Source organism: Bdellovibrio sp. NC01, assembly GCF_006874625.1.
GTDB lineage: Bacteria > Bdellovibrionota > Bdellovibrionia > Bdellovibrionales > Bdellovibrionaceae > Bdellovibrio.
Window position 1 is genome coordinate 625247 of sequence record NZ_CP030034.1, and the last position, 13475, is coordinate 638721.

General features: G+C 43.4%; 14 protein-coding genes. 11 read left to right on the forward strand and 3 right to left on the reverse strand.

The window, feature by feature from the left end:
• Positions 1 to 5: 5 nt before the first annotated feature.
• The 7 genes from DOE51_RS03040 to DOE51_RS03070 all read left to right on the forward strand — a co-directional run bounded on the left by DOE51_RS03040 (position 6) and on the right by DOE51_RS03070 (position 6725).
• Positions 6 to 1466 carry a glycosyltransferase family 9 protein gene (locus DOE51_RS03040; protein ID WP_142695117.1) on the forward strand — a complete coding sequence of 487 codons (1461 nt, stop codon included), beginning with the start codon at positions 6 to 8 and terminating at the stop codon, positions 1464 to 1466.
• Positions 1453 to 2136 (forward strand): hypothetical protein, encoded by a 684-nt coding sequence (locus tag DOE51_RS03045; RefSeq protein WP_142695118.1) that lies wholly within the window; start codon positions 1453 to 1455, stop codon positions 2134 to 2136. The genes DOE51_RS03040 and DOE51_RS03045 overlap by 14 nt, the downstream gene beginning before the upstream one ends.
• A 70-nt stretch (positions 2137 to 2206) precedes the next feature.
• Positions 2207 to 4096: an ATP-binding protein gene (locus tag DOE51_RS03050; protein ID WP_246845306.1), complete on the forward strand. Its 1890-nt coding sequence runs from the start codon at positions 2207 to 2209 to the stop codon at positions 4094 to 4096.
• Positions 4093 to 4446, forward strand: coding sequence for a response regulator (locus DOE51_RS03055; RefSeq protein WP_142695120.1), 354 nt, complete (start codon positions 4093 to 4095; stop codon positions 4444 to 4446). The genes DOE51_RS03050 and DOE51_RS03055 overlap by 4 nt, the downstream gene beginning before the upstream one ends.
• Positions 4443 to 5036, forward strand: coding sequence for a 16S rRNA (guanine(966)-N(2))-methyltransferase RsmD (rsmD, locus tag DOE51_RS03060; RefSeq protein WP_142695121.1), 594 nt, complete (start codon positions 4443 to 4445; stop codon positions 5034 to 5036). The genes DOE51_RS03055 and rsmD overlap by 4 nt, the downstream gene beginning before the upstream one ends.
• Entirely contained in the window at positions 5029 to 5511 is a 483-nt protein-coding gene (coaD, locus tag DOE51_RS03065; RefSeq protein ID WP_142695122.1) for a pantetheine-phosphate adenylyltransferase, read from the forward strand. The genes rsmD and coaD overlap by 8 nt, the downstream gene beginning before the upstream one ends.
• Positions 5512 to 5522: 11 nt before the next feature.
• Entirely contained in the window at positions 5523 to 6725 is a 1203-nt protein-coding gene (locus DOE51_RS03070) for a pyridoxal phosphate-dependent aminotransferase (RefSeq protein ID WP_142695123.1), read from the forward strand.
• A gap of 34 nt (positions 6726 to 6759) precedes the next feature.
• On the opposite strand, the gene DOE51_RS03075 is transcribed toward DOE51_RS03070, so the two are convergent.
• Positions 6760 to 7251: a MarR family winged helix-turn-helix transcriptional regulator gene (locus DOE51_RS03075; protein ID WP_142695124.1), complete on the reverse strand. Its 492-nt coding sequence runs from the start codon at positions 7249 to 7251 to the stop codon at positions 6760 to 6762.
• A gap of 100 nt (positions 7252 to 7351) precedes the next feature.
• Here DOE51_RS03075 and DOE51_RS03080 point away from each other — a divergent pair, with 100 nt between their 5' ends.
• Positions 7352 to 8356, forward strand: coding sequence for an aldo/keto reductase (locus DOE51_RS03080; RefSeq protein WP_142695125.1), 1005 nt, complete (start codon positions 7352 to 7354; stop codon positions 8354 to 8356).
• A gap of 38 nt (positions 8357 to 8394) precedes the next feature.
• Here DOE51_RS03080 and DOE51_RS03085 read toward each other — a convergent pair whose 3' ends face one another.
• Positions 8395 to 9624, reverse strand: a complete 1230-nt coding sequence (locus DOE51_RS03085; RefSeq protein ID WP_142695126.1) for a hypothetical protein — start codon at positions 9622 to 9624, stop codon at positions 8395 to 8397.
• Positions 9625 to 9802: 178 nt separating this feature from the next.
• Here DOE51_RS03085 and DOE51_RS03090 point away from each other — a divergent pair, with 178 nt between their 5' ends.
• The 3 genes from DOE51_RS03090 (at position 9803) to DOE51_RS03100 (ending at position 11878) form a co-directional block, all read left to right on the forward strand.
• Positions 9803 to 10690 carry a DUF2802 domain-containing protein gene (locus DOE51_RS03090; RefSeq protein WP_246845308.1) on the forward strand — a complete coding sequence of 296 codons (888 nt, stop codon included), beginning with the start codon at positions 9803 to 9805 and terminating at the stop codon, positions 10688 to 10690.
• Between the two features lie 3 nt (positions 10691 to 10693).
• Positions 10694 to 10936: a hypothetical protein gene (locus DOE51_RS03095; RefSeq protein ID WP_142695127.1), complete on the forward strand. Its 243-nt coding sequence runs from the start codon at positions 10694 to 10696 to the stop codon at positions 10934 to 10936.
• A gap of 162 nt (positions 10937 to 11098) precedes the next feature.
• Positions 11099 to 11878, forward strand: a complete 780-nt coding sequence (locus DOE51_RS03100) for a serine protease (protein WP_142695128.1) — start codon at positions 11099 to 11101, stop codon at positions 11876 to 11878.
• 55 nt (positions 11879 to 11933) lie between these two features.
• Here DOE51_RS03100 and DOE51_RS03105 read toward each other — a convergent pair whose 3' ends face one another.
• Complete coding sequence (locus tag DOE51_RS03105) at positions 11934 to 13103, reverse strand: ATP-binding protein (protein WP_142695129.1); 1170 nt, start codon at positions 13101 to 13103, stop codon at positions 11934 to 11936.
• Positions 13104 to 13475: the final 372 nt, after the last annotated feature.

The following is a 13475-nucleotide window of genomic DNA, read 5'->3' on the forward strand; positions in this document are numbered from 1 at the left end:
TAAAAATGAAAATCCTCATTCAGCAACTCGCTAGACTTGGTGACATCTACATCAGTTGGCCGGCTGTGCGCGCTTTGCGCCGTCAGTATCCTGATGCAGAGATTCATTTTTTAACTCGTCCACGCTTTGAAGGCGCGGTTCAAGGTTTGACAGCTATTGATCGTCACATCTCGATGCCAAGCGGATCTATTTTAGAACCTCTTGTGCAAGAAAACCCTGATATCGCAGGTGCATTGGCGAAGTTGGAAAATTTCATCGCTCCATTGAAAGCGGAAAATTATGATTGGATCATCAATCTGACATTCTCGCCGTTTTCGAGTTATTTGACTCACGCTTTGTCGACAGAAAATACAAGAGTGAGCGGTTATTCACGCTTTGATGACGGTTACTTCCGTCCTTGTGATGAGATGAGTGCGTATTTTTATGCACAAGTCGGAATCGGTAAGGCAAATCGCGTGCACTTGGCCGACATCTTTGCTTCGATGTTGAATTTAGAATATGTCGAAGCGGACTGGGCAACAGCAGAAGGTATTACTTCTGATATTCAATTGCCAGAAGGCTATATGGTTGTGCATGTGGGCGCGAGTGAAAGACAAAAAGCATTGTCATCATTCACGTGGGCTTCGGCTTTGAATGCTATCGCGGCAGAAAGACCGAACACGGCTGTGGCTTTGATCGGTGCTAATAGCGAAGTGATTCAAGCACAAGAAATTATCGACCAATGTAAAAATCTTCGTTTCTTTAATTACGTTGGTAAAACGCAAATTTCAGATTTGTTTGCGATTATTCAAAAAGCAGATTTGTTGTTAGGTTGTGACAGTGCACCTATTCACGTGGCTTCATTGACGGATACGCCGACATTGAATATCAGCGTGGGGGCTGTGAACTATTGGGAAACAGGTCCAAAAGCAAGTTTGGCTTTCATCCTGCGTTCTGAACAGGAAACAGCGCAATTAGGTGAAAAAATCGGTTCCGTTGTAAATCAGCTTTTAAGTGGTGTTGTCGATCAGGATCTGATCGTCAGAAGTTCGGGCCTTGCAAGCTATGCCAAGGAAGATGAAACCGCGGCTGATGCATTCCAATGGAATTTAGTGCAAGCGATTTACTTGGGCATGCCATATCCAATGGCAGACCGTGTGGAAATCGTTCAGGCGGCTTTAAAACTTAATGAAATTAATTCCTTCATTATGGACCAAATCGCATTAATCCCATCAGTGGGTTTAGAGCGTGTCGCGCCTCTTATCGAGCAAGGCGAAGAAATTATTAAAACGGTTAGCCGAATCGTCCCTGAGATGAGTCCTCTTATTAACTGGTACCATGCGGAAAAAATCCGTATTGCTCCAGGATCACAAGAGGAAATTCGCAGCGCAACTTTGCAGGTTCACCAAGCTTTTGCTCAACAGCTTCAAGTCTATATTCCTCAAGAAGAAGTTCAAATCGCGGAGGCAAAAGATGGAACGCTTTAAAGTGACGGGCGAAGAACTTCGCAATTTTTATAATGGCAATGTCGATCTTTCACGTGTGTTCACGGATATCGAAAATGATCTACGTTCGACAAACCAAGTTGTTTGCCGTTATGTGGTGAACGGTCTTGAGATCAGCGAAGCCGATGAAAAACGTTTCGGAACTGTTTCTTTGGAACAAGTTGAAACTTTGGAGTATCTGACTGAAAACAGCCGCGATCTGATGGGTACAGTGCTTAAAGGGTGGATTGAAGCTTTGCCTGAATTGATTCAGCAAACAGAAAATCTATCGAAGCGCATGCGTGCTCAAGGGTTGAGCGGTCTTTTGAAGTCGATTCATGATCTTGTGCAAAATTGTGAGTTCTTAATCGATAGCGTTATGTCCCTTAAAGGTTTGATGGGGGATCAGTTTCTTGTGACGAGTCCAGTTGATTGGATGAAAGCGGAAGCTGAAAGTAAACGCACCGTTCTTGAAGCGTTAAACGCGCTCGAGAATAAGGATTTTGTTCTTTTAGCAGACGTCCTAGAGTATGATCTTAACAACGTATTGCAAATGTGGTTTGAACATCTGCAATTCTTGGAGAGATCTATTAATGGGGAATACACAGGACCTACTATCCAATCCAACACGACTGGATCCAATTCTTTGGGTAGGAAACGTATCGCCAATTAGGCTGCCTCACTACTTTCCGTTTCAAAAACGGGAAGTAGAGATTCTAATTAAGGCTTCCGTTCAGGAGGCCTTGCCGCTTTTAAAGACCCAAAAATTTTCCTCGATCTTAGTCCAGGATGATGGCGAAGGCACTGGCTTAGAGCTTTTAGTTCAAGCCCGCCTCTATCAACCAATGGCGCCGCGCTTTTATATTTCTGCTGACCTGACCGAAAGCGAAGTTCGCGAAGGCATCAACAAAGCCCAAGTGTATCGCTTTATTCGTTGGCCATTAAATGAACGCGAAATTTGGGAACAACTTGAACATGCTTTACAAACACATTCCATGTTCTTATCCCGCTCAGTCTTGCTGAAAGAATCTTCCAATCAGAATAAAGAACTCGAAGGCCTGACCCATTCATTGGAAGGCATGGTTGAAGAGCGTACGCAATACATCGAAATGTCACATCAAGAAGAAGGCGACAAACTGAATCGTGAACGGCAGCTGTTGCGTTTCATTAAAGATCTTGCGACGCAAAATTCTTTTGAAGACATTCTGGTTATTCTAAGAAAAGAACTGCGTAAATTTCATAAAATCGGCGATCCGATTTTAGCGTATCGACTTGAAAGCAATAAAACCGTTTTCATGAGTTTCCAATTAGGAAATCTTACGCAAACAGAATCGAATCAAACTTTCGAATTTCCAAAGGCGGCCCAAGTGCCATCGCCTGAATTGATTCGTCACTTTGCCAATCACTTTGGTCGTCCGTTCATTAAAGCTTATGTCGTACCGTTTGAGCTGCGTTTGACCAGTCACCTTTTGGGTGGTGGCGAACAAGGCGAAGCCATCTTGTGTATCGAAAACTCTTTGAACGATAAAGAGATGGGACCGTTTGTTGATTTCATGACGGATCGTATGCGCCCGCTAAGCATGGCTTTGGACCGTGTACTTTTAGAAAATCAACTGTCGGCCTTTTCATATCGTTGGGAAAAAACTTTCGATGGTATGCGTGATCCGATCGCGATCGTGGATATTGATTACAATGTGGTTCGCGCCAATAGAAAATTCAGCGATAAATTTTTGCAACATAAATGCTTTGAAAGTTTCGCAGATAATAAAACCGTCTGTGAAGGTTGTCCGGTATCGCAAGCATTGAAAGAGGGCAAACCTCAAAGCGGGCAAATCCAAGTCGATGGCCGTATCTTCCAAGTGCACAGTTACCCGGTGCAGTTGGATCAAGGTGGCAATCCCACGAATGTGGTGAATCAGTACGTCGACATCACGCAATCACGCGAACTTTACCTGCGTATGTTGCAAAATGAAAAGATGGGTGCGATCGGTCTACTTGCGGGAAATATCGCGCATGAGCTGAACAACCCACTGACGGGTTTAAGATCATTGACGCAAGTTTTGTTACAAGAAGCGGATCAGAAAACTCATCTGTATTCAGATTTACTTGAAATTGAAAAAGCCGCAGCACGTTCACAAAGAATCATCAAAAATCTTTTGGATTTCTCTAAAGGCGAGGATCAACCTGCAGAGTATATCAGTGTGGATGAAGTTGTGGAAAGAACACTGCCGATGTTGAAATCGGCACTGCGCACTCATCGACTTGAGGTCGACTTACAAACGTTAGAACAAACTGTGTTCGTCGAGCCACACTTGCTACAACAAGTCGTATTTAATTTGATCAACAATGCGTGCCAAGCGATGAAAGATCCAGGTCGCGTGCGCATCATTTCGCGCAGTGAAAATAATAAAGTTATCTTAGAGATCGAAGACTCGGGACCAGGGATTCCTGAAGATATTCAAAAACGTATTTTCGAGCCATTCTTTACGACAAAAAAAGAAGGACATGGTACGGGTCTTGGGTTAAGTATGTCTAAATCGATCATTGAAAAATTCGGCGGTAAAATCGAAGCGCACAATAAGAATCCTGGTGCCTGTTTCGTGATTGAATTGCCGTCTGGTGGGACGCTGTGAAAGTTTTAGTAATTGATGATGAGGCTTTGGTGCGTAGATCTTTAACTCGTGCTTTGCGCGCGAAAGGTCACGAAGTTTTCGAAGCTGTCAATGGAACGGAAGGCTTGGCGCAGTGGCGCGGCCTCCATCCCGATCTGATTTTTCTGGATGTATTGATGCCGGGCCTTAATGGACCGGAAGTTTTAAAAGAGATGGGTGCTGCCCGCACCGGCAAAGTTGTTTTAATGTCAGCATTTGCCGGAGAACATAATATGGAAACAGCTCAACAAATGGGCGCCGATATTTTTGTTCCAAAACCGTTTGAAGATATTTTTGCTATTGTGAAGATGGCCGAGGACTTGTTGTCATGAGAATTATTGCTGGTAAATATCGCGGACATCAGTTGGTCGCATTTAAAGCAGACCATATTAGACCGACGACAGATCGCGTGAAGGAAACTCTTTTCAATAAGCTGCAATTTTTGATTGCTGATGCGAAAGTGGCAGACCTTTTCTGTGGTACGGGCAATCTTGGGATTGAATCCTTGTCGCGTGATGCAAGCTTTTGTACGTTTGTAGAAAAGAATCCGAAGTCATTAACGATCACTCGCCAAAATCTTGAAAAATTAAAAGTTCCTGCAGCATCTTACAAAATCGTGAACATGGACGTGATTGCCTTTTTGAAATCATACAAGGGCGAACCGTTCGATATTATTTTTGCCGATCCTCCATTTACGGAAAAGATGGCTCACGATGTAATGGAAGCGGCGCAGGTCAGTGAAGCTTTCGGCGTTCATACGCAGTTAGCCATTGAGTCGCAAGCTAAAGAGCGCATGGAAGATCGCTACGGGCACTTAGTACGCTTTAGTAAAAAAGAATACGGTGACAAACATTTAAGTCTGTTTTGTCATGAAGATGCTCTGAAAGAAGAAGCTTCGGAAGAAGAGGACAATCATGAGTAAAACAGCAGTCTATCCAGGAAGTTTTGATCCGATTACAATGGGCCACGTTGACATCATCAATCGTATGGCTCGTCTTTATGACCAAGTGATCATTTTGGTTGCGCAATCTTCTCAGAAACAACAGATGTTTACACCGGAAGAACGTAAGACTCTAATCGAGCAATCACTCTCGCATTTGAAAAATGTAAAGGTCGATTTCTTTGTTGGTCTTACGACGGATTATATGAAAAAACATAATGCACAGGTTATTGTCAGAGGCCTGCGCGCCGTTGTCGATTTTGAATACGAAATGACGATGGCAAATATAAATAAGAAAATTGCGCCAGATATCGAAACGATGTTGGTGTTCGCAAGTCCTGAGTACTACTACATCTCTTCTCGAGGAGTGAAAGAACTTGCGATCAATGGTGGTGCGCTGACCGATCTGGTTCCTGACGTAGTTATCAAGGCCATGGAAGCTAAATTGAAAAAATAAAGGAGTCCGCTTTGGTTCAACTTTCCAAAAGAGCTCAAAATTTAAAGACGTCTCCAACTTTGTTCCTAGTGGCGAAGGCAAAAGAACTGGCTTCGCAGGGACACGATGTGATCTCTTTAACGGTGGGTGAACCGGATTGGCCAACTTTCGATATTCCGTCGAAGGCGGGTATTGAGGCAATTCAAAAAGGAATTACGAAGTACACACCAGCGAATGGCACCGTGGAACTTCGCCAAGCTATCGCCGCAAAAATTAAAAATGAATTGGGGCAGTCGTATTCGACAAAAGAAATTACTGTAGCGTCGGGTGCGAAGTATATCGTGTTTGCGGCGTTACAGATGATTTGTTCACCTGGTGATGAAGTGATCATCGGGACTCCATACTGGGTCAGTTACCCAATGATGGTGGAGCTTGCTGATGGTGTTCCGCACATCGTGGAATGCGGTGAAGCGGAAAACTTCAAGATTACTCCCGAAAAACTTGAAAAAGCGATCAATGCAAAAACGAAAGCTTTCTTGTTCTGCTCGCCAAGTAATCCCACGGGCTTGTTGTATTCTGAAGATGAATTGAAAGCGTTGGCGGAAGTTTTCAGAAGACATCCTCAAGTCGTGATTATTTCTGATGATATGTACAATCGCTTGGTTTTTGATGGCAATAAGGTGGCTCCACACATCTTGCATGTGGCTCCGGACTTGCGTGATCGTACTGTCGTGGTGAATGGTGGTTCAAAAGCTTATTCAATGACGGGCTGGCGTATTGGTTGGGCAGCAGGCCCTGAAAAATTGATTACGGCAATGGCCGATTATCAAAGTCAATCGACAGGTTCACCTTCAAGCATTTCTCAACATGCAGCTCTAGCAGCGCTTAAAGACTGCGAACCAGATATCGCTGAAGTTGTGAAAAAGCTGATTCAAAGACGCGATTCAGGCGTGACAGAGTTCGCGAAGATCCCTGAATTTAAAGTCTCTAAGCCTGAAGGTGCCTTTTACTACTGGGTTGATATCAAAGACTGCCTGGGTAAAAACTTCGGCGATCGTCACATCAGAACTTCAAAAGATTTCTGTGATATTTTATTGGAACAATTCTTTGTGGCGACAGTGCCAGGGGCTGAGTGCGGTTCAGAGGGATTTATGCGCTTAAGCTTCGCAGTTTCTGAAGAAACCATGAATCGGGCGATTCTTCGCATGAAGGATTTCGTTTCACAACTGGCTTAAAGAAAAAACTCCGGCTGAACACCGGAGTTTTTTATTATTTAAACGCTTGGATCATCTTTAGCAATTTTACTAAGTTTTTGTGATCGGTTTCGTTCATGCCTTTGAAAGTCTTTTCAATCGCATCGTAATAATCAGGCATAATTTTATTAAGAAGTTTCTGCCCTTTTGCCGTTAAAGTGATCTCGTGAGCACGGCGATCTTTTTTGTTTACGGCACGCTTTACTAAACCTTCTTCATCAAGACTTTCCAACAGACGACTTAACGTCGCGCCAGTGATGCCCAGAAATTTAGTCAAATCTTGCGGAGATAGAGTTTTGTTTTCTTCACGCAGCAACATAACAAGAATCAACCAACGGTTCTGCAAAAGATTGTACTTCATTAAAAACTTATCAAGAGAAGTTGAAATTTCAGTAGCCGTGCGCAACAGCAAAAGAAAGCTGGTGATCGTCGTGTAATTCAACTGCGGATATTGCTTTTTCACCCTCTTCAGTTGCTCTTCAGAAGGTAAAATCAAAAGATTAAACATAAATTTCCTCGTTCCATAAGACTATCGCTGTGTCGGCCGCATTGCAAATTATTTGAATCGGTGTTATTGTTAGCATGCTAACAAATTAGAAAGGTTTCCTATGGAATTTATTAAGCTCGGTAAAACAAATGAGTCTGTATCTGCAATAGGTTTGGGCTGCATGGGGATGAGTGAGTTTTATGGCGACACAAACGACGTTGAATCGCTGGCCACAATTGATAAAGCCTTGGATTTGGGAATTAATCTTTTTGATACAGCGGATATTTATGGTCCGCATACAAATGAAGTTCTGCTCGGAAAAGCCATGAAAGATCGTCGTCAGAAATTTTTCTTGGCAACGAAGTTTGGCATCGTGCGGGATCCTAACAATGTGACTTCGCGTGGGGTCAATGGCAAGCCAGATTATGTCATTAGATCCTGTGAAGAAAGTTTGAAGAGACTCAATACCGATCACATTGATCTTTATTATTTGCACCGCATGGACCCCAATACACCGATCGAAGAAACTGTGGGAGCAATGGCGAAACTTGTGCAGCAGGGGAAGGTTCGGTATATCGGTCTTTCTGAAGTGTCTGCCGAAACTTTGCGAAAGGCGAATGCAGTTCATCCCATCTCGGCATTGCAAAGTGAATACTCGTTGTGGACTCGTGATCCAGAACAATCTGTTTTGAAAGAGTGTGAGGAACTTGGAATTACATTCGTTGCTTACTCTCCATTGGGGCGCGGGTTTCTGACGAACAAAGTGGATCCTGCGAAGTTACCAAGCAACGATTTCCGTAAATCTAATCCACGCTTTCAAGGTGATAACTATCAACACAATCACGAGTTGGTGCAACGCTTGGAAGACTTCGCAAAACAAAAGAACGCGACACCAGCGCAAATCGCACTGGCGTGGTTGTTACATCGCCCGCAGTCCCTGATGCCTATCGTAGGAACGAAACGCGAAAAGTACTTGGTGGAAAATGTTAAGGCTTTGGATGTGAAGTTAACGAGCGATGATCGTCGCTTTCTTAACGACCTGTTTGCGCCAGGAAAAGTTTATGGCGAAAGATATGCGGCAGAAGGAATGAAGCTTATGCCAAAAGAAAACAGAGATAGCTTTTAGGGCTATCTCTGTTCGTTGAGTTTAATTTTTAAGATTTATTAGAACAAATTTTTGAAGAACGTAATGATTTTAGCGAAAATACCTTCTTCAGAAGCTTTTGGCAGAGCTTTCACCGAACTTGGTGCACGGGAATCTGCAGAGCATTGGTATTTAATGTCGACTTGGCGACCCGCTGGGATCGGCTGGCTAAATACCAAGTTCATACCTTGCACGGAAGCTGATACGACACCCACTGTTGGTGTGATCGTCACGCTTACTTCGCCAACCGGAGTACACTCAAGCGGGATAGAGCTTAAAGAGTCTGTGATTTTATCCACGAACAAATTCAAGTTCGTTGAGAAGTCGTTAGCACAGATGCTACCAACACCACCACCAGTCAGGTAAGACAATTCATTGTATTTAACGCCGTAATGGCTTTTCGCGCCGCCAGCGTCCTGAGTTTTCATACACTCTGTATCGCCCGGTTTTACGATGATCGAATTCACTGTGAAGCGTTTGTCGTTACCGAAAGTTTCTTTTACGTAGTTAACGAAGTTCGCTGGTTGATCGTCATCTTCAAGCGGTTGCAATTCAGAGGCATAGTATTTTTGTGAAGCGTCGCCACCCACACTGCGTTCGTCTTCATCGGAAATGATAATGAAAGCGATCGCTGCATCAGCGCGATAGCAACCACTGGCATTAGAATAGTGGTAATCACCATTATAAACGTGGTGATAAGCCGCTTTAATACCGCGCTCGTCATCAGTACCAGCCCAGCCGGCACCGATATAGTTAATAGTATTTGTGAACACTGATGACAGACTTGATTGGCCTTTTTTCAAGATCACACTTAAAGACGAGCCACCTGTTTGCCAATAAATCGATGCACCCCAAGCTGTGTTCGTAGAGTTGATTGGAAGCGCACGAGTCGTCGTCACACACATTTGCCAGTCAAGATTTGCATTGGATTGAAGCGTGTTTACGAAGGGGGCTAATTTCGCAGCAAGCTTCTGGTTATCCGCAAGCATCGAGTTCGAATCGTCGACAACAAGTAAGATGTCGAGCTTATTATTAGATGCCGTGACCGTGTTTGAATAAGTCACATCGCGAAGATTTGTCGGAGTTACAGTTGGTGAAACGCCTGGAGTAGGGGTTGCAGGAGTTACAGGCACATCACCAGATGAAGTTGATGAATCCGCTGAAAATTTTACGGGTCCACACGCAGAAAGAGCTAAGAAAACCACCGCCGACGTTGCCGTCAGAGCCTTTCCAGTTAACGTTCTAAGCATACTTAAATTCCCCCTAAGTGCAGGATAGCATATAAGATGACGCCGTCTCAAAATTCTCCAGGTCCAGTCCTGGTTTGTCTTACCTTGAGACAATATGGACCTTGGTCTCATTGTTTGCGCGACCTTCGCCAGCATACAATTAAATCTGTATTGCCCGGATGTCTTGAGGGAGGCCTAGGTGAGTTTTTGGTTCTTACTACAATTGCTTGTGAACGTTATTCTGTTGGCGGGAATCGTGGGCATGTGGGTGCGTTTAAACCGTCCTCCAAAAGATGATCCTCGTCTAAGCAAAGGCCTTCAATTATTACAAAGCAAAATTGCTGTCCTTGAGGATCTTTCAGATCGCACTGAAACTCAGGTCAATCAATTAACGGCGTTGCTGGAACAAAAAGTAAAAGATATCCAAGCGAAAATCCAAGCTTCTGAAAAGCAAATCGCGAAGATTGATCAATCTATGCAGAAATCTTTGGAAGTTGCAAAAATCTTCCAAGATCGTATTCCGCATAATGAAATTGTTGAGCGCCAAAATACTATTAAATATGTCAAAGCAGCACGCATGGCCCATCAAGGTGCTGATATCGAAGAAATCGCAGCTCAATGCCCAGAGCTTTCGCGTGGTGAAATTGAGTTCATCGCGAAAGTGAACCGCGATCAATTGATGTTCTGTGAAGAAAGCCTTCCAGAATGGGCAGCGCATACGGATGAAGAAACGGCGATGACGGATTCTTCTGATTTAAGTGATGTGGATAACATTTCTTTCGGTGCTCCTTTGCAGCGTGAGAAAACTTCTGACATCAGTTCTATCTTTGAAGTGCCAAGAAATGAAAACGACCAATTGAAAAAATTGGGCGAAGCTTTCAAAGCGGCATGTCTAGAAGTTGAAGAGGAAGAAAAGAAGGCAGAACAAAAAGCTCCTTCCATCATGAATGTCACACAAGACATCGCGCAAAACTTCCTAGGTGAAAAACCTGCGCAACAAAAACATATTCCTAAGAAAAACATCGGTGAGCCTGTGATTCGCCCGGTGGAATTCCGTCGCATCGATTTATCAAGAGACCTTGGATAGTCAATGGCAACGGCGGCCTTTTTAAATTCGCTTAAAAAAGGTCAAATACTTCGCGCTGTCGTAGAAGACATTTCTTCTTCGACAGGCGTTCTTCTAAATTTCCACGGTGATCTTCTTCGTATCTCTAATTTTTCTGGCCAACAAATTTCCAAAGGACAAAGCGTCACCTTGCAGGTGACAAGTGTTGATCCTCTTCGCTTTCAAGTTTTTGATTCTCGTAGTTCGCGCTTCGAAAGAGTTGTCTAAATACTTTCTGCTGCGAATTCACAATCTTTAAGTGGTGACAAATATCTACTGCGCCAAGGACCAGAAGTGGTTCCAAGTTGGAACTTTTCTTTGCCCGAATGTTTTAAAAACTCAAAACTGATTAAGTTCTTTTTTGAAAGAATCAAAACAAGAGGGGAAAAAATGAAAGTATTAAACCATCTAATCGTTTCAGGCCTTATCGTTGCAGCATCTTTGGCTCAAGCTGCTCCTGGTAAAGTAGGTATTAATATCGTTGGCGGTCAAGAAGCTGCTATCGGTGAATTTCCATATATCGTATCTCTTCAATCTAAATCTTATGGTCACTTCTGTGGCGGTTCTTTGATTAAGAAAAACTGGGTATTGACTGCTGCTCACTGTGTAAAGGGCGGTTCAATTGATAAAGTTGTGATCGGTCTTCACGATCAAAAACAACCACAAAATGCTGAAGCGATTGCTCCAAAACGCATCATCGCTAACCCACAATACAACTCTTCAACAACTGATTACGATTTCGCGTTGATCGAGCTAAGCAAAGATTCTTCTTATGCTCCAATCGCTTTGAACAAAACTGATATCGTTATCGCTGACGATGGCACACCAATCATGTCAACTGTTGCTGGTTGGGGTACAACTTCTGAAGGTTCATACTCTTTGCCAAATCTTTTGCAAAAAGTTGATGTTCCATTGGTATCTGCTGCATCTTGCAACAAATCATACGCTAACAAAATCACTGATCGTATGATCTGCGCTGGTTACACGACTGGTGGTAAAGATTCTTGCCAAGGTGACTCTGGTGGTCCATTGGTTGCTCAAGCTGACGACGGTCAAACATACTTGATCGGTGTTGTAAGCTGGGGCCGTGGTTGTGCACGTGCTGGCTACCCAGGCGTATACAGCAAAGTAAGCGCTGGTTATGACTGGATCATGGCAAACGCTCAGTAATTTCTAAAAGAAATTATTAAAACTAAGAAGCCACGGTTTTACGACTGTGGCTTTTTTATTTTGTGCGCGGCAAAGAGAATGAGAATTTCGAACCAATCCCCGGTTGTGAATCGCTCCAGATTGAACCGCCGTGAAGTTCGATGATGCGTCGACAAGTTGCAAGGCCGATCCCTGCGCCTTCTTTTGATTCTGAATTGATCTTTTTAAATAGAATAAAAATATCTTCCTTATATTTAGGATCGAATCCGACTCCGTTATCTTTAAAACTAATGATCCAATAATTCTGGGACTTATCCAAAGAACTCGAGATCTGAATAAGCGGCTGTTCGTCGCGATGAAATTTGATGCCATTCGCGATAAGATTTTGAAACACTAAACCTAGTAGCGTGGGGTCTCCATAAACTGTGGGCAACTTCTGCGGAGCAAGAATCTTTGCATTTAAGCTATCGACGTTTTTTGAAATGCTGCTTAAGACTTCATTCAAAAGAGTATTTAAATCCACGGCGATAAACTGTGAAGGCGCTTTGGTGAGTTTTGAGTAATTAAGCAACGCTTCGATCAAGGCACTCATGCGCACGGCCGTTCGCGAAATGATGTCGAAATATTTGGCGATGGCTTCTTTATTTTGGGGATGGGTTTCTAGCTCTTCTTTTAAAACTTCGACAAAACTGATAACCGTACTGATGGGCGACTTTAAATCGTGTGCAGCAATTCCCGCAAATTGTTCCAAGTCCCGGTTGGACGAGCGAGCCGCTGCTAACGCAGCTTCGGTCTTTTGCGCTTGGATAGAGGCGAATTCACTAGCGGCATTTGAGCAAACCTTATCAATTTCGCGATTCACCAGCAGTTGCACTTCAAAGGTCAATACGTTGGCATCCTTCAAGCACTGAAAAAGAACTTCGCGTAGCAGACTGTATTCTTTCAAAATCTGCGGCAGAAAATATCCTGCAATAGTGGCGCGATTTCCTCCGTAAGCGAAGGACATACCTTTGCTGCTGACGGTATCTACGGACTGTGGAGACTGATTTAATTTCTTTGCTAAGTCGTCCAAAAAAAGATCTAAAGAATTTAAATCCAGATTCAGAGCGGCTTCGTGGGGATATTCAGGAATTAAACTGCGCGCTTTGTTTTCCCAGATTTTTTTGATGGCGACCTTATGCTTCATCAAAAAATGCGCTGCTTTAGACAGCATAGGAGAATTGAATTCGGTATTTAACGAAGGCATGCAACTCTCCTTTAAGAGGCTTCATGCCATTTTATTTCTGAAGATTTTTCGCGCAAGGTGAGAGCTGAATTCGTGTAGCTCGACACGAATTATTTAACGAAAAGTTTCTTTCCGCAGTCCGTGCAGAAGGCATTGCGATTCTTTAGAAGTTGAGCGTGTTTTGCATTATCACAGCGAGATTTAAGAGTGGGATTAAGCTCTTCCCCACAATTGGGACAAAAGCGTATAGAAACGTTGGTTCGCCCGTGGTTCATATTAGGGCAGGTTTTTGATTTTAACATTTTTCTCCAAAGTTAAGAATTCGAATCAGACTTAGTTATTAAGGGACGAAGATCCGACCTGCTGAGATCGGATCCTCATATAGCGACGAAA

Coding starts and splice junctions, on each gene's coding strand:
- DOE51_RS03040 (WP_142695117.1), top strand. CDS start 6: ATGAAAATCCTCATTCAGCAACTCGCTAGACTTGGTGACATCTACATC.
- DOE51_RS03095 (WP_142695127.1), top strand. CDS start 10,694: ATGGCAACGGCGGCCTTTTTAAATTCGCTTAAAAAAGGTCAAATACTT.
- coaD (WP_142695122.1), top strand. CDS start 5,029: ATGAGTAAAACAGCAGTCTATCCAGGAAGTTTTGATCCGATTACAATG.
- DOE51_RS03075 (WP_142695124.1), bottom strand. CDS start 7,251: ATGTTTAATCTTTTGATTTTACCTTCTGAAGAGCAACTGAAGAGGGTG.
- rsmD (WP_142695121.1), top strand. CDS start 4,443: ATGAGAATTATTGCTGGTAAATATCGCGGACATCAGTTGGTCGCATTT.
- DOE51_RS03085 (WP_142695126.1), bottom strand. CDS start 9,624: ATGCTTAGAACGTTAACTGGAAAGGCTCTGACGGCAACGTCGGCGGTG.
- DOE51_RS03100 (WP_142695128.1), top strand. CDS start 11,099: ATGAAAGTATTAAACCATCTAATCGTTTCAGGCCTTATCGTTGCAGCA.
- DOE51_RS03045 (WP_142695118.1), top strand. CDS start 1,453: ATGGAACGCTTTAAAGTGACGGGCGAAGAACTTCGCAATTTTTATAAT.
- DOE51_RS03080 (WP_142695125.1), top strand. CDS start 7,352: ATGGAATTTATTAAGCTCGGTAAAACAAATGAGTCTGTATCTGCAATA.
- DOE51_RS03105 (WP_142695129.1), bottom strand. CDS start 13,103: ATGCCTTCGTTAAATACCGAATTCAATTCTCCTATGCTGTCTAAAGCA.